The organism is Terriglobus sp. (genome assembly GCF_965201105.1).
Classification (GTDB): domain Bacteria; phylum Acidobacteriota; class Terriglobia; order Terriglobales; family Acidobacteriaceae; genus Terriglobus.
In genome coordinates, this window is sequence record NZ_OZ241741.1 from 1,410,878 (window position 1) to 1,433,123 (window position 22,246).

The following is a 22,246-nucleotide window of genomic DNA, read 5'->3' on the forward strand; positions in this document are numbered from 1 at the left end:
TTTGTTGTGCTTACAAGCCCTTGTTCGCGAGGAACAGGATCATGTCCTTCACGCGCGAGCTGTAGCCCCACTCGTTGTCGTACCAGCTGATGACCTTGCCCGTGTTCTGGCCGACCACCTTGGTCAGCTTGGAATCGACAATGGAAGAGCGTGAGTCGCCGCGAAAGTCGGCGGAGACAAGCTCCTCTTCGGTGTAACCGAGATAGCCCTTCAGTGGACCTTCGAGCGACGCCTGTCGCAGCGCGGCGTTCACCGACTCCGGAGTCATGGGTTTTTCGGTGTTGAAGGTCAGGTCGACCACCGAGACGTTCGGGGTTGGGACGCGGATGGAGAAGCCATCCAGCTTGCCGGCCATCTCAGGAATCACGAGCTTCAATGCCTTGGCAGCGCCGGTCGTGGACGGAATCATGCTGAGCGCGGCGGCACGGGCCCGACGAAGATCCTTGTGCGGAAAGTCGAGGATGACCTGGTCGTTGGTGTAGCTGTGCACCGTCGTCATGATGCCGCTGGTGATGCCGAAGGTGTCATGCAAGACCTTGACCACGGGTGCCAAACAGTTGGTCGTGCAGCTCGCGTTGCTGACCACGTGGTGCTTTGCGGGGTCGTAGATACCGTCGTTCACGCCCATGACGATCGTGGCGTCCTCGTTGGTGGCCGGAGCGGAGATGATGATCTTTTTGACCGTCTCGCCAAGATGCGCTTTCGCTTTGGTCGCGTCTGTGAAGTGACCTGTGGACTCGACAATGATTTGGGCTCCGACTTCCGCCCACGGCAGCTTCGCGGGATCGCGTTCGGCGAAGACCTTGATCTTCTTGCCATCGACGCTGATGAAGTCGTCGCCCGCGGAGATCTCACTTTTCAGGTTGCCCAGGATGGAGTCGTACTTTAGCAGGTGCGCCAGTGTCGCGGGGCTGGTCAGGTCGTTTACGGCGACGAACTCGATGTCCGGGTTGCCAAGCGCGGTGCGAAATACATTGCGGCCGATGCGGCCAAAACCGTTGATCCCAACCTTCACTGCCATGCCCGTCGCGTTCTCCCTCTGTGATTGCACCGGAACAGGTCAGGCGCATCCATTCCATTCTAGCTGGCGACGCCGGACGCGCCCAGTTGGGTCTCGTCTGTCGACCCATTCACAGATTGCACCGTTTTGCGTGCATGCAGCACGGTATGCTACAAGCGAGGCAATCGGGGTGGGCTGCACCGCAGCAGCCCCGGCGCTGAGAGAAGCAGGAAAAGAAGGCAGTACATGCGCGAGGGAACGCGCAACTGGATGCGCGAAAAGATGAGAAGAAGATCAAAGCGTGGCCCGAACAACAGCGAAGCCACTGGAAAGATCGGCCAGGAGATCCCGGTCGATCAGCCTGCAGCGTTACGGCCGTCGTACCCGGAAGTGTCGGCTCGGTCCGACTCCGGCGAGCGCGACGCGGCGGAGATGCTGGATGCGGTGACGGCGGCGGGCAGTGACGCGCCGGAAACAGCCGCGGACCAGCAGCCGGGCGCCATTGTGATGGAAACACAGCCGGAGTCGCTGGCCACCCCTCCCGCCGAGCCACAGCCCGTGGGCGCTGGCGAAGGTGACAAGCCGCAGCCGAAAGGATATGTGGTGCTGGCGATCGGCCTGCCCGGTTCCGGCAAAACCACATGGTACAAGCGACGCGGCGTCACCCCGCTCAGCAGCGACATGCTTCGCACGATCCTGTTCGACGACATCACCGATCAGCGCTACAGCGGATTGGTGTTTTCCACGTTGCGCTCGCTGCTGCGTGCGCGGCTGATCGCGAAGATGCCGTGGAATTACGTGGACGCGACAAACCTGTCCGCGCATGAACGGCGGCAGTGGATCAAGATGGCGCGTTCCTTCGGGTATGAGGCGCAGGCCGTATATTTCGAGGTTCCGTTGTCGGTCTGCATGGAGCGGAACTCGCGCCGCGACCGGCGCGTTGCCGACGACGTGATGGAGAAGATGGCGGAGCGTCTGCGGCCGCCTTCGTTCCGCGAGGGCTTCTCAAAAATCACCGTGGTGCGTGTGAAAGGACAGCCAGGCAGCACGACCGCAGCGGCCATTCCGACGGCAGAGAGCTTCAACGCGCCGGTGCCCGCGGACACAGAGGAGGACACGATGGCGAAGCCGATAGACGAGCCGAATGGCAGGTTTGACGACGCAGCCGAAGGCCGCGCCGCGCACCTGGCCGACAGGCCAAGCTCGGAGGGCCGCGAAAGCACGCTGGGTCACTCAGACAAGAACGACGACCTGGACGAGCCGAGCGGACGCCTGGACACGCTTGGCGGAGATGGTGCGAGCAGTGCACACGATGCCGCGGACGTCGAAGCGGACAGAGACGACCAGCCCGACACCTACGAATAACGTGATGAGTCAAGACGGCGGCGTGACGTTCACGAGTGTGAGCTTCACGCCGCCGTCTCACGTTTCCGGCGAACCGGCGCGCCCCATCCTGCAGGATGTTTCGCTGGAGTTGGAGGCGAACACGACGACGGCGTTGCTGGGCCGGTCCGGTTCCGGAAAGACGACTCTGCTTCGAACCGTGAACGGGCTTGTGCTGCCGACCTCGGGCGAGGTACAGGTGCTTGGCCGCAATGTTTCTGCAGGCTCGCAGCCCGAAGAGATGCGGCATCTGCGCCGTGGCATCGGCTACGTGATCCAGGAAACGGGTTTGTATCCGCACATGAACATCGAGCGAAATGTTGCGTTGCCGCTGGAACTTGCGGGCAAGCGGGAAGACGAGCGTACCCGGCGGGCGGCCGAACTGCTTGACACGGTGGGCCTACCCGCGGCCGAGTATGCGAAGCGCATGCCGCATCAGCTTTCCGGCGGCCAACGTCAGCGCGTCGGCCTGGCGCGGGCGTTGGCGACGGAACCGAAGCTTTTGCTGCTCGATGAACCATTCGGCGCGCTGGACCCGCTCACGCGCGCCGAAATGCAGGCGATGCTACGCGACCTGCTGGCGCGCTTCGGAACCACGGCATTGATTGTGACGCATGATTTGCAAGAGGCTATTTTCCTTGCGCACCGCGTGCTGTTCATGGGGGAGGGCCGTGTCTATGCCGATTTAGCTTCGGATCAGGTGTTGGACTCGCAGGATCCGGGTGTTTCGGAGTATGTTCACGCCGTAAACCGCTTCACGCCGGCAGGCAAATCATGATGGGGTTCTTACGAATCCACGGCTACGAGCTGGGCCGGCTCACCATTGAGCACCTTTGGCTGACCGGCTGGGCTGTTTTGTGCGCCACCCTGATCGCCCTGCCAGCGGGCGTCTGGTTGACGCGGCATGAACGCTGGGCGCGGCCGGTGATTGGGTTTGCGAACGTGGTGCAGACCATTCCGTCGCTTGCGCTGTTTGGCCTGCTTTTGCCGGTCCCATTCCTTGGCGATCGCGCGGCGCGGCTGGCCATTGTGGCACTTACCGGATACGCTCTGCTGCCTATTTTGCGCAATACCTATGCAGGCATCCGCGGCATCGATCCGTCGTTGATCGACGTCAGCCGTGCGCTCGGCATGACGGCGTGGCAGCGCCTGCTCAAGGTGGAATTGCCGATTGCGGCCAGCGTGATTCTTGCGGGCCTGCGCACCGCGACGGTGACCTGCGTCGGTGTCGCAACGATCGCCGCTGCCATCGGCGCCGGTGGATTGGGCGAGATGATCTTCCGTGGTGTCGCTTCCGTCGACAACCGGTTTGTTCTTGCCGGTGCCATCCCGTCTGCACTGCTCGCGTTATTGCTGGACGCGATGCTCGGACTTGCGGAAGGGCGGCTGACGGTGCAGAGATCGCAATGAAAACTGCCGTACGTGTTCTGCTCGCGTGGCTCGTCACCGCCATGCTGTTTCCGCTGACCGCGTGCGATCCGCCGAAGGGATCGCGCATCGTGATCGGCGCCAAGAACTTCACCGAACAGGTGCTGCTCGGGGAGCTGCTTGCACAGCAGATCGAAGCTCAGGGTGAAAAGGTCGAGCGGCGTTTCTATCTCGCAGGCAGCTATATCGCGCATCAGGCGTTGCTCTCCGGAAGGATCGATGCATACGTCGAGTACTCCGGGACGGCGTTGAGTTCCATTTTTAAGCAACCGGTCGATCGCGACCGTGAGCGCGTGCGGCATGCGATTACGCAACTCTACGCGCAGCAGGGCGTCCGGGTGATGGCTCCGCTCGGGTTCGAAAATACGTTTGCCATGGTGATGCGTGCGGACAATGCCGCGCGTCTGCATGTGTCGAAGTTGAGTGATTTGCAAACCGCCGCGCCGCAACTCCGGCTGGGCGTCGGTTACGAGTTTGAGGAGCGCCCGGACGGCCTGCACGGTATGGAGCAGCAGTACCATCTGCAGTTTGCCGGTGCGCCACGCGTGATGGATTTGGGACTTCTGTACCGGGCCATGGCGAACCACCAGGTCGACATAGTTGCGGGTAATTCTACGGACGGTGCAATCCCAACCATGCACCTGCAGGTCCTTGTCGACGACCAGCACTACTTTCCCCCATACGAAGCCGTGCCCGTGGTTCGAGAAGACACGCTGCGGGCACACCCGGCGGTCGACCGTGCGTTGCAGCAACTCGCCGGTAAGTGCTCTGAGGCGCAGATGCAGGCGATGAATCATGCCGTGGAAGGCGATCACCGCGATCCAGCGGACGTGATCCGCGACTTTCGCAGAGAGGCAGGACTGTAGGCGCGGCTAACGATTGGGGTCCGACAGGTGCTCGACGCGGTGGGTGCGCCAGCCATAGCGAATCGCGAGCATGCGGAGCCCGAATCCGGCAAGCGTGGCGATCGTGGCGGCCACGTTCACGCCTGCGCCGAATTTTTGCAGCAGCAGAAAAAGCAGTGCTGCCGTCGCGGACACGAGTGCGTACAGTTCGCCCTCCTGAAAGACTTTGGGTGCCTCGCCGGAGAAGATGTCGCGCAGTGATCCGCCGCCGACCGCCGTGGTAACGCCCAGCAAAAGGCAGGGCAGGAAGCCGAGGCCGGCGTTCATGGCACGGGTCGAACCGGCAACCGTGAAGAATCCAAGCGAAAGCGCGTCCACGAACGACATGAGCGCGAGGGTGCGGGTTCCGATGGAGCGCCCGAAGACGAGCGAAAGCGCGGCGCCAAGCATCGCGTAAGCAAGGTACGACGGGTGCTGCAGCGAGAGCGGCGCGCCTTCGTTCAGCAGCAAGTCGCGCACAATGCCGCCGCCCACGCCGGAGATCAAGCCAAGGCCGATGATGCCGGTGGTGTCGAAACGCGTGCGGCGGTCGCGGCGTGAGGCGAGGCCGCCGCCGAGCGCACCCAGCACGATGGCGGTGATCTCAAAGAAGTGGAAGAGCGTGGAAGACAGCCGGGCCGCTGGAGGCAGCGGAATCGGCAACATGGCGGCGACGAGCGGCATGGCTCCGCTTAGAGTAGACCGTCGGGAGCCGGTACAGGTGTTTGCAGCCCGCGATTGGACGTCACTCTGTGGCCACCCCCTGCACCTCGGACTGAATGCGCTTCAAACGGGCGTTAGCCTGAAGGCGGGGAGTTGCTGCTTGCGTTTGTTCCAGTTCGTTGCAAAGTGCGCCGTCTTGTCCGGGTGTGTGCTGTTCTACGGCAGAACCGCAGCCGGGCAGGCGAACCCGCCGCAGGCCGCGGCCGCGGATGTGCTGGTCTTCGTGAACGGTGACCGGCTGACCGGCAAGCTGCTGCGTGGCGTCAACGACACGGTTGTGTTCCACAGCGACATGACTGGCGATGTGACGGTGCCCTTGAGCAAAGTGAAAGAGCTGCGCACGGCGGGCGCATTCGCGGTTCTTCGCCACGGCGCGCCGGTCAAGGAATCGGAAGCATTGAAGCCGCAGACGATTGCAGTCACGGCGCAGGGTGTCGTCGAGTCTCCGGATGGGAATGCGCAGCCTCCGATTGCGCTCAAGGATGTGGCGTACATCGTGGACGGAGCGACCTATGAGAAGGACCTGGCGCGCCGCGCAGGACCTCTCGACGGCTGGAACGGAACGGTCAACCTGGGCACCACGTTTGTGCAGAGCACACAGCACGGCGGCACGCTCAGCGTAGGCGGCGCGCTGGTCCGGCAGGTGCCGGTGCTTACCTATTTTCGCGCGCGAAACAAGACAATGCTGAACGTGCAGGAGACCTACGGCATCCTGACAACGCCCGACCTGCCGAACGGCGATCCAACACTGCCGCCAACGCCGGCATCCACGATCAAGACGAGCATCTTCCATGCGGACGCGGAACGCGACCAGTACTTCAACAAGCGCACCTATGCGCTGGCGGACGGCAGCTTCGACCACAACTTCGCACAGGGGCTGCAACTGCAGCAGGTATACGGCGCTGGCATGGGATTCACTCCGTTCAGCACGCCGGTGCATCAGTTGGATCTGAAAGCGGACGTTCACTACGAAAAGCAGCAGTTTCTGGCCGCCGCTTCCAATCAGAACCTGACGGGTTCCACATTCAGCGAGGCGTACCGCCGGGCGCTTCCGCGCAAGCTGACACTTACACAAAACTTTTCGTTCCTGCCGGCCTGGAACAACCTGAATGCTTTTTCAGGGCACCTGGGCGTCGGGTTCACGCTGCCCCTGCTGAAGCGGCTCAGCGTGAACCTGAACGGGACCGATGATTACTTGAACAATCCTTCGCCGGGCTATCGCAAGAACAGCCTGCAGTTCGTTACGGGGCTGGCGTACTCGCTTCGCTGACGAACCCCTACCGCTCTGGCGCGGTCCGCACCCTGTGGGTGCTTACAGGCGCAGCAGCGGTGGGGGCGGTCGCGGGGATGGCCGGGCTGAGCAGTTCGCGCACGGGATCGGGTAGCTCCTGGTCGGCGCTGTGCAGCAGCAAGGCAAGCTGCCACAGTTGTGTGTTGGTCAGCGACTTGCGATAGCCAGGCATACCGGAGCGGCGAATGCCGAACGCCGTAGCCCAGTACAGTTGCCCGGCGGACTTGCTGGCGGTCACCTTGCGGTCGCGGGTAAAGAACTGCTGCGCGCGGGGCAGCATCGCCGCGCCCAGCTGGGATTCCAGTGCGGGGCTGCCATGGCACTGCGCACATTGCGTGCGATAGGTGCGGGCGGCGCCTTCAAACGCGTCCTCACCGGCCGCGAACGGGGCAGGCTTTGCCTCGCGCTGCATGCGGCGATCCGTTGCAACGCGCTCCGCCAGATGTTCCCATACGGCGGGCTTGTCAGACACCGCCACCGGCGGTTGGCCGAAGTAGAAATAGGCGGGAATCGCCGCAAGGGTAAGCACCACACCCAGGAGCAAGCCCAGAAACAGCTTGCCGAGCCCGTTTGATTGCCGCTTCGAAGCGCCGCGCCTCCGGCTCGAGCCGCCCGTGTATGCATTGGAAGATTTCGGCATGGATTCGATTGCGCGCGGAAGCGGCGGCTATGGACGGTAACGTTTCCGTCGCTGGATGTTCTAATGAGGAAGCGGTTTTCTGCTCGACTGAACGTAGCACCGCCGCAGCTGCTTGAGGAGTATTGGTTGATGTTCCGTTTCACCACGACGGGTGTGCGCGTGCTGTGCGCTGCCGCCACGCTGGCGCTATGCGCCGTACCCGCGCTCGCGCAAAGCTCGTCCTCAAGCCAGGACGCGGCTGCCACCGACACCCAAACAGCGCCAACGCAGGCCGCACCACAAGCCACGCCGGCCCCCCGCCCGACCGGGCAGGGCGGCCGTCGGTATAACGCGAACCGCCAGGCCCGCATCGAGCGCAATATTCACGACGCCTACTCGCACCGGTATGAAGTCGGAGGCGGAGGCGGCTATCTGCGGTTTCATCCTGGTTCCGACCTGCTTCGCATCAACGAAATCAACTTCTGGGTGAACGGGACCCGGCAGTGGAATGAGCGTTGGGGCATCGTGGGAGACGTTCGCGGCAACTACGGCAATGCAAAAATTCCCAACCAGCTTGCGCAGAACTTCATCTTCCGGCCGCAGATCAGCCACTACAACTTCATGGCCGGCCTGCAGTACCGCTTCCTTGGCACGGAAAAGTATTCAGTCGGCGTGATGGGCGAGGGTGGCGTCACCCTGAGCAAGTTCGGTGGCGATGCCAAAGGCCTGCCAAGCCAGACGCTCGGCTTGTGGAAGGATTCCAACGCCAACCCGACCTTTAGCGCTTCGGTCAACCTGGATTACAACGTGTACAACAACCTGGCCGCGCGCATTCAGCCGACCTACGTTCTAACTACCTTTGGCAGCACGGTGCAGAACAGCCTGGGTGTGAATGTTGGCTTCGTGTATCGATTCGGAAGGCAGTAGAGCCGGCATGAACCGCATGAAAGCCCACCTTACGAGGTGGGCTTTTCTTCCGGTGCGCGCGGCTCGGTCATCGCGCGCGCGTCCAGGATCGTGGCAATCTGGGCCTCTGTCAGCAGCCGTTCTGATCGGACGATCTCGATGATGCTGCGGCCCGAGTGGACCGATTCCTTCGCCACGTCCGCGGCGCGCCGGTAGCCAATATAAGGATTTAACGCAGTAGCCAGCGCGACGGTGGAGGCGGCGTAGTTGGAGCAGCGCTCCGGGTTGGCGGTGATGCCGCGGACGCAACGCCGATCGAACTCGCGGAGAAAATTGGTCAGGATCGTAATCGACTGCAGCAGGTTGTGCGTCATCGTTGGCATCATCACGTTCAACTCCAATTGACCTGCCTGCACGGCAAGCGCAATCGCGGTGTCGTTCCCGGCGACCTGGAAGCCGATCATGGCCGCGAGCTCCGCGAGCACCGGGTTGACCTTGCCGGGCATAATGCTCGACCCAGGCTGCAGGGCAGGCAGGTCGATCTCACGCAGGCCAGTGTTGGGCCCGGACGCAAGCAGCCGCAGGTCGTTGGAGATGCGGATGACCTCGAGCCCCAGCGACCGAAGCGCTCCTGAAACGGTCGCAACCGGCGCGCAGGACTGCATGGCGAAGCGCATGTCCGCCGCGGGCGTGAGCGGCAGTCCGGTGACGCGTGCGAGGTTGGCGATGGCAAGGACGCGATACTCAGGATGCGTGTTGATGCCGGTGCCCACGGCGGACCCGCCCAGGCCTAGATCGTGCAGCGGCCTGGCTGCGGAGGCGATGGCAGCCGCGGCGGCACGGATCGCCTCCGCGTAGGCGGCGAACTCCTGGCCGAGCCGTATAGGCGTGGCGTCCTGCAGATGGGTGCGGCCCGACTTCAGAATGCCGTCGAACTCGTGTGCCTTCTGCTGCAAGCCTTCCTCGAATTCCGCGAGAACCGGGTCAAGGTCGCGCAGCGCCAGCAGGGCTGAAACGCGCATCGCGGTGGGGAACACATCGTTCGTGCTCTGACCGTAGTTGACGTGGTCGTTGGGATGGATCGGGGCATAGCGGCCAAGCGCGGCCAGCGCGGGATCGGCCTCTGGTTCGGCCGGTGCGGCATCTTCTGCGGAACCCCCGCCCGCCTCCGCCGCCAGGATCTGGTTGGCGCGGTTCGCCAGAACCTCGTTTGTGTTCATGTGAAAGCTGACGCCGGCCCCGGCCTGGAAGACATCGACAGGGAACTGGTCATGGAAGCGCCCGTCCATGACCTCCTGCGCGGCCTGCTGAATCGCGCGGGACTGGTCCGCGTCGATGACGCCAAGTTGGCCGTTGGCCTGGGCAGCCGCAAGCTTGATCGCCGCAATGGCACGGATCAGGTAGGGGCTGGCCCGCAGCCCGCTGATCGGAAAATTCCCGATGGCGCGCACCGTTTGCGCGCCGTACAACGCCGTCGCGGGCACCTCAATCCAGCCCAGGGAATCACTTTCACGGCGGTTCGCTTCGTCAGGTTTCATAGGGTTTGGGATGCCGCAACCTGACGGCGTGGCGGCGCGACATCTCGCCGAAACAAGCGTCTAATAGTTCAGGGTGGACTGCGCCCGTTCCGTCCAACCCAGGAGCACAAATCCATGCAACTGCGGAATCTTGCGCTGATCGCGACACTCTGCGTGACGACGGCTGGCTTTGCCGGCGCGCAGATCACCACGCCGACCACCCCCACATCGACCACTGGAACCGGCGGCGTGCCTGGCACCCAGCAGGACCCGGCCAAGGTGCCAAACAGTGGACCGACGAACGGCCCACCGCCAACCGCGAGCAAAGCAGATTTGGACAAGGCACGTGACGAGGCCAACAAGAACAACAACGAGCCGATCCCTGATCCCGGCGATGACTTGAAGAAAAACATCAAGAAGGGCTCAGAGGAGGACGTGAACGCGGCCGGCACGCGCGACATCGGTGGCCGCGGCATGGGCAACTGGTTCTCCACCGACTGGGAGGTTCGCAACGGCAAGCAGTATGCGATGGAGGTCGAGCGTTCCTCAAAGATGATTACCGATCCGGTCGTGGTCGAGTACATCAACCGCATCGGCCAGAACATCGTGAAGAACAGCGATGCGAAGGTGCCATTCACCATCAAGGTCATCGACTCCGACGAGATCAACGCGATGGCACTTCCAGGCGGCTACTTCTACGTGAACAGCGGCCTGGTTCTGGCAGCCGACAACGAGAGCGAGTTGGCCGGCGTGATGGCGCATGAGATTGCACACGTGGCGGCGCACCATGCAGCACGCCAGATGACGCGTGCGCAATACATGCAGCTGAGCACAGTTCCGCTCATCTTCATGGGGGGCTATACGGCATACGGCATCTACGAGGCTTCGCAGCTCGCCATTCCGCTTGGCTTTCTGAAGTTCAGCCGAGGCTTCGAGGCAGAGGCTGACTGGCTTGGTGTGCAATACGCGTACCGCTCCGGCTACGATCCGCAGGGCCTGGTCACCATGTTCGAAAAGCTGGATGCGCTGGAAAAGCGTAAGCCCGGCGTACTGGCCCGCGCGTTCTCTGACCATCCGCAGACGCCGGACCGTATCGAGCGCTCGGAACAAGAGATCGCGACGATTCTGCCGGCCAAGCAGGATTACCTGGTCACCACGAGCGAGTTCGACAACGTGAAAGCGCGTCTGGCGCGAATCCAGAACAAGCGCAAGATCGATGACAAAAAGGACCCGAACAAGCCGACGCTGCGGCGCACCAGCGCAAGCAACAACGACCCAAACAGCAGCAACGGGTCGCAGCAGGACAAGAGCGACGACCGGCCAACGCTGGGTCGGCGAGACTAGGCTCCACAACAGCACCGCGTAAAGCCTCTCAGCCATTGGCTGGGGGGCTTTGTGCTGCAGCAGGAAAGGTAAACTTGAGTTATGGCTTTGAGTGAGCGTTACACCGATGAGCACGCAGTCGCGGGGCTCGATTTTAGTTTTCCCGAGATTGAAACATGGAAAAACAGCTTCGCCGGGTACGAGATTCTGATTGACGACCCGGAGTTCACCAGCGTCTGCCCGAAGACGGGACTGCCCGACTTCGGCAAAATCGAAATTCGCTATATGCCGCGCGAGGTCTGCCTAGAACTGAAGTCGCTGAAGGAGTACCTCTTCTGCTACCGCAACCTCGGCATTTTCCAGGAGAATATCTGCAACCAGATCCTGAATGACGTGGTGAAGGCGACGCAGCCAATCTGGTGCGAGGTCAAGGGCGACTTCCGTCCGCGCGGCGGCATCAGCACCGTGGTCTGGGCGCGTTACCCACGTCCGGAGAATCAGACCGAAGTGCCGCCGCGAGCCATTTAGGCGAGAGTGGGCGTTGTCTGCGCAGTTTGTTTTGGACCTGCTAACCTCATCGCGATGAGCCCAGCTTCGAAACGAACTGCGGATGCGAAGGCGGCGACCGTCGCCCTGCTGCTGCTGACCGGACTGAACCTGGTCAACTACATCGACCGCTACGTCCTGAACGGCGTGCAGGAGATGGTCAAAGCCGAATTTCACGTCTCGGACGAGCGGCTCGGCTCACTGGTCACGTACTTTTTCATCACCTACATCATCGCGGCGCCCGCAACGGGCTGGCTCGGCGATCATTTTCCGCGCAAGCCGCTCATCGTCATCGGCGCACTGTTCTGGAGCACCGTCAACCTGTTCAGTGCCATGGTGCACAGCTTTGACGCGCTGCTGGTGCGGCACGCGGCGCTGGGTGTGGGTGAAGCGAGCTTCGGCATTTTCGGCCCGGCGCTGCTGGCTGATTACTACCCGCCCGAGCAGCGCAACCGGGCGTTGACCATCTTCAACGTCGCCATTCCGGTCGGCGCCGCGATCGGTTACGCCGCCGGCGGCTGGCTCGGGCAGACACACGGCTGGCGGAGCGCCTTCTACGTTTCCGCGATACCGGGCCTGCTGCTGGCCTTTGCCATTCTGTTCCTGATGCGTGAACCGGAACGCGGCGCCACCGACGAAGGCAGCGCGGGGCAGGGTAGTGGCCGTGGCGGGGCGCATGTGGGGAACTACCTCGGCCTGCTTAAGAATCCAGCCTATCTGTGGGCGACGCTGGGCTACGCGATGTCGACGTTCACGATCGGCGGCATTTCCGCGTGGATTCCATCCTTTCTGCAGCGCGAGGCACACATGACTCAATCGAGCGCAGGTTTCACCGTAGGCGCGATTACCGCGGGCACGGGCCTGCTGGGCACAGCGGTGGGTGGCTGGCTGGCGCAGCGATGGTTGCGCCGCGACCACCGCGCGCTGTACTGGGTCAGCGCATTGGCTCCAACGCTGTGTATCCCGTGCGCACTTCTCTGCTTTTTTGGCCCGGTCAAGACCATGCTTCCCGCGCTCGCGCTTGCCGAGTTCACGCTGTTTCTGGGGAGTGGGCCCGTGAATGCGGCGATCGTCAACTCAGTCACGGCACAGGTGCGCGCCACCGCGCTGGCGGGCCAACTCTTTCTGATTCATCTGCTGGGCGATGTGCCGTCGCCGCGCGTGATCGGCTTCATCAGTGATCGCAGCAACCTGCGTTGGGGCTTGGGTGTTACGGTAGCCGCACTGGTGCTGTCCGCGGTCGCCCAGGTGATCGGTTCCCGCTATGCGCCTCGGGAAACGTCCATGGACGCCGTAGCGGCTTAGGAAGTTTCGACCGCTATCCTGTGGTCACGCGTATGTCGAACCACGTTTCGCAACTGACACCCGTTGTGCCGCAAGGTGCGGCACGGCCGAAGCTCGTATGGCAGAACCGGGCCGGTGTCATCGGGCTCGGTCTTTTGCTCCTGTCCCTGGGTCTGCGTTACACGATCCTGGTGCAGCCGCGTGCCATGGAGTTCGACCAGATCTCCACGCTGATCGCCGCAACAGCGCGGACTTGGCACGCGTATCTTGCCGCAGTGCCGATCGACAGTCAACCCCCGTTTAGCCACCTTGCCGCTCGCATCGGTCTTTCTCTCCCGCTTCCTGAGGCGATCGGGGTGCACATGGTTTCCGCCCTGGTCACCGCGCTAGCGGCTGTCTGCATTTTCCGCCTCTTCCAGCGCCGGGCCGCCCCGCTGGCAGGCTTGTGTGGCGCGGCTCTCTTCACCGCGTCACGGTGTGTCGAGTTCATGTTTACCGTGCGCCCATACGCGGCTCTTATGGCGATCACGGCGCTTGGCGTGCTGGTCTACGACACCTACCGCATCCGGCGTGCTGCCGGGCGCCCCGCCCCGTTGTGGCCCCTGGCTCTCGTTCTGCTACTTTCCGCAACGATTCACGCGTTGAGCTTGGTGTACGTTTGTATGCCGATCGTCACCGGCGAACTGCTGCATTGGCACCAAACACGACGCGTGGATACACGCCTGCTGGTTGCAGTCGGGCTGGCGTCGCCCGCGTTCCTCTTCGATTTCGCGCTCGCTCGCTATATCGCAACGCATTACATGAGCCAGGTCCCACTCTCCGCAAGAACGCCCGCGCTGCCGGCTGTGGCGAAGCTGTACGAAGTCATGGCGTACCCCGTGGAACGCCGCTGGCAAACGGTTCTCTTTGCACTTGTTCTGGCAGGCACGGTATTCCTCTGGCGGAACTCCCATGTAACTGGTGACTCGTCCTCGACACCCGACTTGCTCTTCCCGTTTCTCGCCGCCGCAGCGGTGTACTTTGCCGCGATCCTGGCGTTCTGCATCGGAGTCGCGAACCACTACTTCTTTACGCGCTACGCTTCGCCGGTCTTCGTTGCTGGAGCGTTGCTGTTCGGCGCTCTTCTTTCCACTTCACCGTGGCAAAGGTTCCCGGCAGTCCCGCTTGCGATTGCGGCCGTGCTGCTCGTGTTGCCCTTGCCGGCACTGGTCACCTTTGTGCGGAACGGCCCGCACACCTCACCCCAGGCGGAGTATGCTGCGATCTTCCAGCACGGCGACGTCGTCGCCAGTCCCATCGTCTACCCGACACTCTGGTGGTATGCCACACCGCAGGAGCGGACCCATCTTCGCATGGTGACCGACCCCGACCACTACCGCACGGTGCCGGACGGTATCTCTGAGGCGGTGCTTCGGTGGTTCGCACGTGCCGGCGTCTTGCCGTTTCCACTCACTTCGTATCGTGATTTACATCCAGGGGATGAGGTCTATCTGGTCCGGCCAGACCTGTCCGGCGATACATGGCTGCCTGGCACATTAGAAAGCCACGGCTTCACGTGCGCGCTGGACACAAGCTTTCGGTCTCAATCGTATGCACTGGACCATTGCGTGCGAACACACACAACGCCAACATCGCCCGGCCCGTAGAGCGGCAGCAGAAGATCACGCTGCGCGCGCACAACGCGCAACCCATGAACGTCAACGACATGCGCTATGCGTTCTGGCTTAAAGCACTTTTCACTTAGGTGTAGCTCCTGCTTCTCTGCGCAGCACTACGCCTCGAAGAGACAGATCTAGAACTCGCGTATCGTCCAAACGCACGAAAACCCCAATCGCGTGGGGTTTGTGGAACCAGTACTTCCTGTTGGTTGCGGGGGCAGGATTTGAACCTGCGACCTTTGGGTTATGAGCCCAACGAGCTACCGGGCTGCTCCACCCCGCAACTTCAATATATCGCTGCTCTTGCGCTATGTCAAAGAGGAACGGACTCCCAGCGTAGTGGCTCAGCGCAGGAAAACGCTGAGCTCGTTTGCGGCCGCGCGCAGGTGTGGCAGAAACTGCGTCTGCATATCCAGCAGCGCCATGCGTTGCGCGTTGCCGCTCAGGTTCACCGTTGCAATTACCTTTCCGCTCGGCGCATACACAGGCACGGCAATCGAACGCAGGCCCACCTCGAACTCCTGATCGCACATCGCGTACCCGTTTCGGCGGACGTTGCGCAGCATCGATCGCAGCTTGTCGACGTTATTCACGGTCTTGCCGGTAAACGGCTTCAGATCCACTCGGGACAGGTACCGCTCCACTTCATCAGGTGGCTGCGACGCAATCAGAACGCGCCCCATGGACGTGCAGTAAGCTGGCAAACGGCTACCCACATGCAGGTCCACGCTCATCAAGCGGCTCACCTGCGAGCGGGCAATGTAGACGATCTCATCACCATCCAGTGTCGCCACGCTGAAGCTCTCGTTTAACTGCGCGCTCATGCGCTCCAGGATTGGTTGCGCCGCGCTGGAAAGCGTGTTGCTGACCGTGTAGGTATGGCTCAACGTCAGCATCTTGGGTCGCAGGGAGTAGCGTTGGCCGTCCTCGGCGCCCGCGTACCCAAGCCGCGAAAGCGTATACAGGCATCGCCGCACCGCGGCCCGGCTCAGGCCCGTCTTGTTGCTTAGCTGCGAGATGGTCATCTGCGGCGACTCTTGCGCGAAGGCCTCCAGCACAGACAGGCCGCGTGCAAGCGACGTCATAAAATTCGGGTCACCTGCATACTGCCCAAGGTGTGCCGCCGTCTTCACCTCTTCCGCTACTAAGGTCCCTGGCATGCACGGCCTCCCTTCGTGACCGGTGCGATTCGCTCGATTGAGTCCGCGCGAAAACCGCACAGATCACTCGATAACCGCACCTCCAGTATAAGCGCACTTCTGCCGGGCCTATGGCGACACCTTTCCGCCAAACACGTTAGAGAAGCGCCAAAATATCCTGTGGTTCGGGGCGAACCCGGTGATCCGCGTGCCCTTCTGCAAAGCGGATGCTACCTTGTTGATCCACCAAAAAAGTCGCGGGCAACGGAAGCCGGCCGGCATCGCCCGCAGCGGTCTCCATCACATTGCGCCCGCTGTTGATGTAGGGCAGGCTTACCAGGATCGAGCGATAGTACCGGTCCATCTCGGAAGTGACATCGTATGCAACTCCGAAACGCTCGGCAGCCTCGCAATCGGCATCCCGCAGCAGCGGGAAAGGAAGACCATGTTGCTGCACGGTGAAGTCGCCCTGCCGTAACGTTTGCGGCGAGATGGCCACCAGCAGCGCCCGGCGGCGGCGTACGTCTGGATACAAATCCCGCCACGTTTCCAGTTCCGTCACGCAATACGGATCCCACCGGCCACGAAAAAAGCTGATGATAAGTGGTCCGAGTGCAAGCAGGTCTGCCGAGTTGACGATGCGGCCGGAGGCGGAGTCCGGCAACGCGAACCCCGGCATCTCAGTCCCCACCGGCAGCATACGATTTTCAATTCCAGTGGCAAGCAGTTCAGCGATCAGCCGCTCTGAGGCAAGCAGCCGTTCGGGCTGCACCAGCCGGCGTGTGCTCTGGGTGATCTCGTCCAGCCGCGGCTGCAGCGCCCTGGTCGCGCCCGCAGACTCGAAAGGCACCTAGCGGCCAAACCTTCCCGGCCCGCCCATGTTGCCCATCTGCGACATCAGCCGGCGCTGCATCTTGCCACCGCCCGAACCAAACCCCTTAAACATCTTGCGCATCTGCGCGTACTGCTTCAGCAGCTGGTTCACTTCCTGCACGCTGGTGCCGCTGCCTGCGGCGATGCGTCTGCGTCGCGAACCGGAGATGATCTCGTGGTTGAGCCGCTCCTTTTTGGTCATGGAGTTGATCATCGCCTCCACGCGCGTGAACTGGCCCTCATCCACATGCTCGGCGGCCTGCTGCAATCCCTGGAAAGGGCCGACGCTCGGCAGCATCTTCAAAATCGACTGCATGGAGCCAAGCTTCTTGATCTGCCGCATCTGGTCGCGGAAATCTTCCAGCGAAAATCCATCGCCGGTCAGCGCCTTCTTCGCGAACTCCTCGGCCTTGCCGCGGTCCAGCTTTTCTTCCGCGCGCTCCAGCAGGGTTGCAATGTCGCCCATGCCCATGATGCGCGACACGATGCGGTCCGGGTGAAACGCCTCGAACGCATCAGGCTTCTCGCCCGTACCCAGAAACTTCACAGGCGCGCCAGTCACGTTGCGAATCGACAATGCCGCGCCACCGCGTGCGTCGCCGTCCATTTTCGTCAGCACCACGCCGGTCAGGCCCAGTTCTTTGTGAAACGCATCGGCGGAGTTCACCGCGTCCTGCCCCGTCATCGCGTCCGCGACGAATAGGATCTCGGATGGGTTCAGCAGCGCCTTCAGCTTGCGCATCTCGTCCATCAGCGGCTCGTCGATGCCGAGCCGGCCTGCCGTATCCACGATCAGCACGTCGTTGCCGAAGTTGGTCGCCTCGCGCTTCGCCTCGCGCGCCAGGCGCTCGACCAGCGGCGTACCCGCATCTTCGTCATTGATCTTGCCCGTGTAGATCTGCGCGCCCACGCTCTTCGCCACGATCGCCAGCTGCTCCCGCGCCGCTGGACGATACACGTCAACCGACACAAGCATCGGCCGGTGGCCGCCCTTTTTCAGCCAGCTCGCCAGCTTGCCACTGGTCGTGGTTTTGCCGGAACCCTGCAGTCCGGCCATCAGGATCACGGTCGGCGGCTGCGATGAAAACTTGAAGCGCGCGTTGTCTCTGCCCAGCACTTCAATCAGTTCATCGTGCACGATTTTAATAACCTGCTCGGTGGGCGACAGCGCGGTGGCCACCTGTGTGCCGACTGCCTTTTCGCGCACTCGTTCAATCAGGTTTTTCACCACGTTCAGGTTTACGTCGCTTTCCAGCAACGCCAACCGGATTTCGCGCAGCGCCTCGCCGATGTTTTCTTCCGTGATGGTGCCCTGGCCGCGCAGGTTCTTAAATGCGCGCTGCAGCTTTTCCTGAAGGTTTTCAAACATAGTCAACTAAAAGTTTACAGGCTCCGCGCCTATGGCAGCATGGAGCCATGCTGTACGACGAAGCGAACGTGGAACCGTGGCTGCGTGGCACCCGCCAGGAATCGCCGCCACTCCTGCGCGCCGTGCTGCACGCCTTCGACCTGACGCGTGAAGACTTTGCACGTTGGGTATGGCCGTTTGACGCAGAACTGTTGGAACAGCAGCCGTATGGCTTGCCATCGGTCGGCTTTCAGGCGCGTCATATCGCACGCAGCCTCGACCGTCTGCTCACGTACGCAGAGGGCAACCAGCTTTCAGAGGCACAACACGCTTTGCTTGCGACCGAGCACATTGCACAGGGCGCCTCGGAAACGCGCGACGAGTTTGAAGCAGGACTCTTGCAAGCGGAACGGCGCACCAGTGCGCTTCCGCTGGCCGCGCTCGACGAACCCCGCTATGTCGGCCGGGCGACATTGCCGGCCACACTAGCCGGCTTGTTGGTGCATTTGGCGGACCATACCCAGCGCCACGCGGGCCAGGCCGTGACCACGGCAAAACTGCTGCGCTCGCTGCACGGGGCAGAGCAGAGCTAATTCCCGGCCAGGCACACCTCGTACCAGGGAGCACGTTGCGACCGCGCCTCCGTTGCTACCATGAATTCATGTCGCACCTTGCGCCAACTCAGGTCGAAGCGCAACGCGATGCCGCCGCCGCCTTTGCGGAGGCCGCCGCCATCATGGCCCGCCTGCGCGCGCCGGACGGCTGCCCGTGGGACCGCGCGCAGACGCTGGACAGCATCAAGCCGCACACGCTCGAGGAGACCTACGAAGTTTTCGACGCAATCGATCGCCGCGATTGGGCCGGTCTGCAGGACGAACTCGGCGACCTGCTGCTGCAGGTGCTCTCTTACGCACAGATCGCGCACGACGAAGGCCGCTTCGGCATCGCGGACGTGATCCGGACGCTCAGCGCGAAACTGCTGCGGCGTCACCCTCATGTCTTCGGCGATGCCAGCGCGGATACACCCGACGACGTCATCACCACGTGGGAGCGCGTCAAGCAGCAGGAGCGCGCCGCGAAGCCGCAGCCGCAAGCTGCGGGCCTGCTGGCGGGCATCTCCAGCGCGATGCCCGCCTTCACCGAAGCCCGCAAGCTGGGCAAGGCAGCGGCAAACATCGGCTTCGACTGGCCGAACGCCGATGGCCTGTTCGACAAAATCGCCGAAGAAGTACAGGAGTTACGGGACGAGGTCGATCCAGCCGCACCACCGGATACAGCCCGCATCGAAGAGGAGTTCGGCGACCTGCTCTTCGTCATGACCAACCTCGCCCGGCACCTCAAAGTCGATCCCGAGCAGGCATTGCGCAGAGCCAACGCGAAGTTCCGCCGCCGCTTCAGCCGCATGGAGGCATTCGCGGCAGATACACCGCTTGCGGAGCACACCACGGCTCAGATGGAAGACCTCTGGGATCGCGCAAAGCAGGAGGAGCGCGCGTGAGCGAACTGCGCGCTAAGGCCTTGCGCATCGACCGCCTAAGCACGTTGGAGCACTTTGAGCGGTGCGTTGCGATACAAAGCGCAATCTGGAACTACTCGCCGCACGAGCTCTTCCCCCGCCGCGCGTTTTTGCTCGCGGAAAAGTTGGGCGGCCATGTGCTTGGTGCCTTTGATGGCGACTTGATCGTCGCGTTCAACCTGGCCTATCCCGGCTACCGTGGCGGTCACGCCTACCTCCATTCGCAAATGCTCGCGGTGCTGCCGCCCTATCGCAACACCGGCGTGGGCCGCGCACTCAAGCTTGCGCAGCGCGACATCGCCGTGGCCGACGGCTTCGACCTGATCGAGTGGACCTACGATCCGCTGGAGATCAAGAACGCTTTTTTCAACCTGCACCGGCTGGGCGCCATCAGCCGCCGCTACATACGCGACTTCTACGGCCCGTCCTCATCACCGCTGCAAGGCGGGCTGCCCACCGACCGGCTCTATGCCGAATGGTGGGTTCGCAGCCAGCATGTGGAGCGCGCATTCGAAGACAGCTTACGGTTGCAAGTCCCGCAACAGACCGTGGTGGTTCCCGCTGACATCTACGCCTGGAAGTCCGCCGCGGATGAACGCGCGGTACAAACACAGCAGAACGTGCGCGCCCGGTTGGAAGCCGCCTTCGCGCAGGGCTTTGTCGCTGCTGGATATCAACGGCAGCCAAACGGCGACGGCAGCTACCAGCTCATCCGCAGTACCTCGGCTGACACCTTGCAGAACACGTGGAGCTCTCCCCTTGAAGCTTGAACGCATCATCCTTCGCGAAATCCAGATGCCCCTCGCGCATCCCTTCGTTACCAGCTTCGGCAAGACCACCACGCGCCGCATCCTGCTTGTGGAACTCATCAGCGAAGAAGGCTTGACCGCCTGGGGCGAGTGCGTCGCCGGCGAGCACCCCTACTTCTCCGACGAGATGATCGACACCGCCTGGCTCATCACCGAATCCGAACTGGTGCCGCGGTTGCTCGGCAAGGAGGTCGCGCAGGGAGACCACGTGCCCGCGATGTTGGAACAGGTGCGCGGCCACCGCATGGCCAAGGCCGCGCTTGAGAACGCCGTCTGGGATCTCGAAGCGCAGGTCAAAGGTGTCTCGCTCAGCAAACTGCTCGGCGGCACGCGCGAACGCATCGCCTGCGGCGTTTCCATCGGCATGCAGGACACCATGGAAGCCCAGCTCGCCAAGGTCGAGCAGGAGATCGCTGCCGGCTACCAGCGCATCAAGCTGAAGTGCAAGCCCGGTTGGGACACCGCCATATTCGTTGCCGTGCGCGAGCGCTGGCCTGACATTCTGCTCAGCTGTGACGCCAACTCCGCCTATCGTCTCTCCGATGCGGACCACATCGCAACCTGGGACGAGTTCAAACTGCTCATGATCGAGCAGCCGCTCTGGTACGACGATTTCTTCTTCCACGCCGAGCTTCAACGGCGCATCCAGACCGATATCTGCCTGGACGAATGCATCCGCAACCGCCGCGATGCCGAAGCTGCTCTGCGGCTCGGCAGTGGACGCATTCTCAACATCAAGGTCGGCCGCGTTGGAGGCTTTACCGAAGCCATTGTTATCCACGACATTGCGCAGCACCACGGCGTGCCTGTCTGGTGTGGCGGCATGCTCGAAAGCGGCATCGGCCGAGCCCACAACATCGCTATGTCTTCGCTTCCCAACTTCACCCTGCCGGGCGATGTATCCGCCTCCAAACGCTACTGGGCACAGGACATCATTGAGCCTGAGGTCACGGTGAGCGCCCAGGGCGAGATTATCGTTCCCACGGCGACGGGCCGTGGCTTCCATGTAGACAGCGGGCGCGTCGATGCGCTCACCGTCCGGCACGCTCAGTTCAGCGCGTAGGCACCGGCTTCGCCAGCAGCATGCGTACCGCATCATCGCCGCTGGGCGAACTTGGAAGGCGTTGAAAGTCGCCGGTCAAAGTGTCCGTGTCCAGCAACACTGCCTTCACCATCAACTCCCGCAAACGCAGATGCAGGGCAATGTGCGTAAAGGTGTAGAGGTCCTGAAACCTGCGCTGTTCATACAGAATGCTTCCGCCCGCGTGCACCTTGGCAAGCAGCCCCCACGCCAGGTTCACGTCAGATGTATTGTGCGCTTCCATGCGCAGCAGATGGTGGTCGGCAACGTCCACCCATAGCCGTCCGCGCAGTGCCGGCAGGATCTGCTGCGTCATGTTTGCGGGATGAAAAGCCGGATCCGGTTCAAAGTCGACAACCACCTGCCGGTCCGCAACATCAGGCAGAGGCGTCTGCATGGCCGCCAGCGTAAACCGCATCGCATCGGGCAATACTTGCAGCATCTCCACGCCATATATACGGGCCTTCGCCTCATCGCGCTCGCGCTGCTGCAGCTTGTCGCTGCCTAGCAGCCCATTCAGCCGCTCATGTTCCCCGGTGTCTTCCTCTGGCGTCAGTGCACGGCCGTCGTGTTGCAGCAGGCGCGCCACGTTTCCGTCGTGGCTTTCAATCTCATCGCGAAGCGTCGATCCTTTGTGATCCGTACGCTGGATCTGGTAACGCAGACGCGTATCGTGCCGCTGCAGCATTTCGATCTGCCCGCGGCAAACGTCTCGTATAAGCGCCCGCAGGTCCAACGCCGCATCGTTGGCCTGTGCCGCCGCTCTGCCTTGGGCGGCAGCGGAAAGAAATGCCAGCAACGCACAGTAGGGCAGCAGCCGTTTCACGTAATCATTTGGATGCACCAGGCGCTTTCGCGTTAGCAGAACGGCATACGCCGTTTGTGCCCGTACCCCGGCTCCGGTACACTCGCCGGGAG

Annotated in this window: 22 protein-coding genes and 1 tRNA gene; 14 read left to right on the forward strand and 9 right to left on the reverse strand. The window is 62.4% G+C overall.

What is annotated here, in order from left to right; all coding sequences use genetic code 11:
* Positions 1–10: 10 nt before the first annotated feature.
* Positions 11–1,021: a type I glyceraldehyde-3-phosphate dehydrogenase gene (gene gap, locus ACOFKT_RS06165; RefSeq protein ID WP_419806534.1), complete on the reverse strand. Its 1,011-nt coding sequence runs from the start codon at positions 1,019–1,021 to the stop codon at positions 11–13.
* 225 nt (positions 1,022–1,246) lie between these two features.
* Here gap and ACOFKT_RS06170 point away from each other — a divergent pair, with 225 nt between their 5' ends.
* Genes ACOFKT_RS06170 through ACOFKT_RS06185 form a run of 4 tightly spaced genes read left to right on the forward strand, consistent with a single transcriptional unit; the run spans position 1,247 to position 4,677 of the window.
* Entirely contained in the window at positions 1,247–2,365 is a 1,119-nt protein-coding gene (locus ACOFKT_RS06170; protein WP_419806535.1) for an AAA family ATPase, read from the forward strand.
* A gap of 4 nt (positions 2,366–2,369) precedes the next feature.
* Positions 2,370–3,161 (forward strand): ATP-binding cassette domain-containing protein, encoded by a 792-nt coding sequence (locus ACOFKT_RS06175; RefSeq protein WP_419806536.1) that lies wholly within the window; start codon positions 2,370–2,372, stop codon positions 3,159–3,161.
* Positions 3,158–3,793 (forward strand): ABC transporter permease, encoded by a 636-nt coding sequence (locus ACOFKT_RS06180; protein ID WP_419806537.1) that lies wholly within the window; start codon positions 3,158–3,160, stop codon positions 3,791–3,793. The genes ACOFKT_RS06175 and ACOFKT_RS06180 overlap by 4 nt, the downstream gene beginning before the upstream one ends.
* The gene (locus ACOFKT_RS06185; RefSeq protein WP_419806538.1) at positions 3,790–4,677 is read left to right on the forward strand and encodes a glycine betaine ABC transporter substrate-binding protein; all 888 of its coding nucleotides are present in this window, start codon (positions 3,790–3,792) and stop codon (positions 4,675–4,677) included. The genes ACOFKT_RS06180 and ACOFKT_RS06185 overlap by 4 nt, the downstream gene beginning before the upstream one ends.
* A gap of 6 nt (positions 4,678–4,683) precedes the next feature.
* Here ACOFKT_RS06185 and ACOFKT_RS06190 read toward each other — a convergent pair whose 3' ends face one another.
* A complete protein-coding gene (locus tag ACOFKT_RS06190; protein WP_419806539.1) occupies positions 4,684–5,379 on the reverse strand; it encodes a trimeric intracellular cation channel family protein in 696 nt (231 codons plus the stop codon).
* A gap of 139 nt (positions 5,380–5,518) precedes the next feature.
* Here ACOFKT_RS06190 and ACOFKT_RS06195 point away from each other — a divergent pair, with 139 nt between their 5' ends.
* Entirely contained in the window at positions 5,519–6,688 is a 1,170-nt protein-coding gene (locus ACOFKT_RS06195; protein ID WP_419806540.1) for a DUF481 domain-containing protein, read from the forward strand.
* Between the two features lie 7 nt (positions 6,689–6,695).
* Here the strand turns inward: ACOFKT_RS06195 and ACOFKT_RS06200 are convergent, their stop codons facing one another.
* A complete protein-coding gene (locus ACOFKT_RS06200; RefSeq protein ID WP_419806541.1) occupies positions 6,696–7,349 on the reverse strand; it encodes a c-type cytochrome in 654 nt (217 codons plus the stop codon).
* A gap of 129 nt (positions 7,350–7,478) precedes the next feature.
* Between ACOFKT_RS06200 and ACOFKT_RS06205 the strand changes: the two genes are divergently transcribed.
* The gene (locus tag ACOFKT_RS06205) at positions 7,479–8,255 is read left to right on the forward strand and encodes a hypothetical protein (protein WP_419806542.1); all 777 of its coding nucleotides are present in this window, start codon (positions 7,479–7,481) and stop codon (positions 8,253–8,255) included.
* Positions 8,256–8,284: 29 nt separating this feature from the next.
* On the opposite strand, the gene ACOFKT_RS06210 is transcribed toward ACOFKT_RS06205, so the two are convergent.
* Positions 8,285–9,772: a lyase family protein gene (locus tag ACOFKT_RS06210; RefSeq protein WP_419806543.1), complete on the reverse strand. Its 1,488-nt coding sequence runs from the start codon at positions 9,770–9,772 to the stop codon at positions 8,285–8,287.
* Between the two features lie 114 nt (positions 9,773–9,886).
* Between ACOFKT_RS06210 and ACOFKT_RS06215 the strand changes: the two genes are divergently transcribed.
* The 4 genes from ACOFKT_RS06215 to ACOFKT_RS06230 all read left to right on the forward strand — a co-directional run bounded on the left by ACOFKT_RS06215 (position 9,887) and on the right by ACOFKT_RS06230 (position 14,550).
* The gene (locus ACOFKT_RS06215) at positions 9,887–11,095 is read left to right on the forward strand and encodes a M48 family metallopeptidase (RefSeq protein ID WP_419806544.1); all 1,209 of its coding nucleotides are present in this window, start codon (positions 9,887–9,889) and stop codon (positions 11,093–11,095) included.
* 81 nt (positions 11,096–11,176) lie between these two features.
* Positions 11,177–11,602 (forward strand): preQ(1) synthase, encoded by a 426-nt coding sequence (queF, locus tag ACOFKT_RS06220; RefSeq protein ID WP_419806545.1) that lies wholly within the window; start codon positions 11,177–11,179, stop codon positions 11,600–11,602.
* A 54-nt stretch (positions 11,603–11,656) separates the two neighbouring features.
* The gene (locus ACOFKT_RS06225) at positions 11,657–12,925 is read left to right on the forward strand and encodes a spinster family MFS transporter (protein ID WP_419806546.1); all 1,269 of its coding nucleotides are present in this window, start codon (positions 11,657–11,659) and stop codon (positions 12,923–12,925) included.
* A gap of 32 nt (positions 12,926–12,957) precedes the next feature.
* Positions 12,958–14,550 (forward strand): hypothetical protein, encoded by a 1,593-nt coding sequence (locus ACOFKT_RS06230; RefSeq protein ID WP_419806547.1) that lies wholly within the window; start codon positions 12,958–12,960, stop codon positions 14,548–14,550.
* Between the two features lie 218 nt (positions 14,551–14,768).
* On the opposite strand, the gene ACOFKT_RS06235 is transcribed toward ACOFKT_RS06230, so the two are convergent.
* From ACOFKT_RS06235 to ffh, 4 genes are all read right to left on the reverse strand, one after another.
* Positions 14,769–14,845 (reverse strand) — tRNA-Met (locus ACOFKT_RS06235).
* 61 nt (positions 14,846–14,906) lie between these two features.
* Positions 14,907–15,722 carry an IclR family transcriptional regulator domain-containing protein gene (locus ACOFKT_RS06240; RefSeq protein WP_419806548.1) on the reverse strand — a complete coding sequence of 272 codons (816 nt, stop codon included), beginning with the start codon at positions 15,720–15,722 and terminating at the stop codon, positions 14,907–14,909.
* 136 nt (positions 15,723–15,858) lie between these two features.
* On the reverse strand, positions 15,859–16,551 hold the full coding sequence (locus ACOFKT_RS06245; protein WP_419806549.1) for a peroxiredoxin family protein: 693 nt from the start codon (positions 16,549–16,551) through the stop codon (positions 15,859–15,861).
* A complete protein-coding gene (gene ffh / locus ACOFKT_RS06250) occupies positions 16,552–17,943 on the reverse strand; it encodes a signal recognition particle protein (RefSeq protein WP_419806550.1) in 1,392 nt (463 codons plus the stop codon).
* Positions 17,944–17,990: 47 nt separating this feature from the next.
* Here ffh and ACOFKT_RS06255 point away from each other — a divergent pair, with 47 nt between their 5' ends.
* The 4 genes from ACOFKT_RS06255 (at position 17,991) to menC (ending at position 21,310) form a co-directional block, all read left to right on the forward strand.
* Positions 17,991–18,515 (forward strand): DinB family protein, encoded by a 525-nt coding sequence (locus tag ACOFKT_RS06255; RefSeq protein ID WP_419806551.1) that lies wholly within the window; start codon positions 17,991–17,993, stop codon positions 18,513–18,515.
* 68 nt (positions 18,516–18,583) lie between these two features.
* A complete protein-coding gene (mazG, locus tag ACOFKT_RS06260) occupies positions 18,584–19,420 on the forward strand; it encodes a nucleoside triphosphate pyrophosphohydrolase (protein WP_419806552.1) in 837 nt (278 codons plus the stop codon).
* Positions 19,417–20,208, forward strand: a complete 792-nt coding sequence (locus ACOFKT_RS06265) for a GNAT family N-acetyltransferase (protein ID WP_419806553.1) — start codon at positions 19,417–19,419, stop codon at positions 20,206–20,208. The genes mazG and ACOFKT_RS06265 overlap by 4 nt, the downstream gene beginning before the upstream one ends.
* Entirely contained in the window at positions 20,198–21,310 is a 1,113-nt protein-coding gene (gene menC, locus ACOFKT_RS06270; RefSeq protein WP_419806554.1) for an o-succinylbenzoate synthase, read from the forward strand. The genes ACOFKT_RS06265 and menC overlap by 11 nt, the downstream gene beginning before the upstream one ends.
* Here the strand turns inward: menC and ACOFKT_RS06275 are convergent.
* Entirely contained in the window at positions 21,300–22,172 is an 873-nt protein-coding gene (locus ACOFKT_RS06275) for a hypothetical protein (protein ID WP_419806555.1), read from the reverse strand. The two genes, menC and ACOFKT_RS06275, sit on opposite strands and share 11 nt — an antisense overlap.
* Positions 22,173–22,246 lie beyond the last annotated feature (74 nt).

Excerpts from the sequence above, each read along its gene's own strand:
- ACOFKT_RS06240 (WP_419806548.1), bottom strand. The coding sequence starts at position 15,722 with ATGCCAGGGACCTTAGTAGCGGAAGAGGTGAAGACGGCGGCACACCTT.
- ACOFKT_RS06210 (WP_419806543.1), bottom strand. The coding sequence starts at position 9,772 with ATGAAACCTGACGAAGCGAACCGCCGTGAAAGTGATTCCCTGGGCTGG.
- ACOFKT_RS06180 (WP_419806537.1), top strand. The coding sequence starts at position 3,158 with ATGATGGGGTTCTTACGAATCCACGGCTACGAGCTGGGCCGGCTCACC.
- ACOFKT_RS06170 (WP_419806535.1), top strand. The coding sequence starts at position 1,247 with ATGCGCGAGGGAACGCGCAACTGGATGCGCGAAAAGATGAGAAGAAGA.
- ACOFKT_RS06190 (WP_419806539.1), bottom strand. The coding sequence starts at position 5,379 with ATGCCGCTCGTCGCCGCCATGTTGCCGATTCCGCTGCCTCCAGCGGCC.
- ACOFKT_RS06255 (WP_419806551.1), top strand. The coding sequence starts at position 17,991 with ATGCTGTACGACGAAGCGAACGTGGAACCGTGGCTGCGTGGCACCCGC.
- ACOFKT_RS06215 (WP_419806544.1), top strand. The coding sequence starts at position 9,887 with ATGCAACTGCGGAATCTTGCGCTGATCGCGACACTCTGCGTGACGACG.
- ACOFKT_RS06185 (WP_419806538.1), top strand. The coding sequence starts at position 3,790 with ATGAAAACTGCCGTACGTGTTCTGCTCGCGTGGCTCGTCACCGCCATG.
- ACOFKT_RS06230 (WP_419806547.1), top strand. The coding sequence starts at position 12,958 with ATGTCGAACCACGTTTCGCAACTGACACCCGTTGTGCCGCAAGGTGCG.
- gap (WP_419806534.1), bottom strand. The coding sequence starts at position 1,021 with ATGGCAGTGAAGGTTGGGATCAACGGTTTTGGCCGCATCGGCCGCAAT.
- ACOFKT_RS06175 (WP_419806536.1), top strand. The coding sequence starts at position 2,370 with ATGAGTCAAGACGGCGGCGTGACGTTCACGAGTGTGAGCTTCACGCCG.
- ffh (WP_419806550.1), bottom strand. The coding sequence starts at position 17,943 with ATGTTTGAAAACCTTCAGGAAAAGCTGCAGCGCGCATTTAAGAACCTG.
- ACOFKT_RS06200 (WP_419806541.1), bottom strand. The coding sequence starts at position 7,349 with ATGCCGAAATCTTCCAATGCATACACGGGCGGCTCGAGCCGGAGGCGC.
- ACOFKT_RS06225 (WP_419806546.1), top strand. The coding sequence starts at position 11,657 with ATGAGCCCAGCTTCGAAACGAACTGCGGATGCGAAGGCGGCGACCGTC.
- queF (WP_419806545.1), top strand. The coding sequence starts at position 11,177 with ATGGCTTTGAGTGAGCGTTACACCGATGAGCACGCAGTCGCGGGGCTC.
- ACOFKT_RS06205 (WP_419806542.1), top strand. The coding sequence starts at position 7,479 with ATGTTCCGTTTCACCACGACGGGTGTGCGCGTGCTGTGCGCTGCCGCC.
- mazG (WP_419806552.1), top strand. The coding sequence starts at position 18,584 with ATGTCGCACCTTGCGCCAACTCAGGTCGAAGCGCAACGCGATGCCGCC.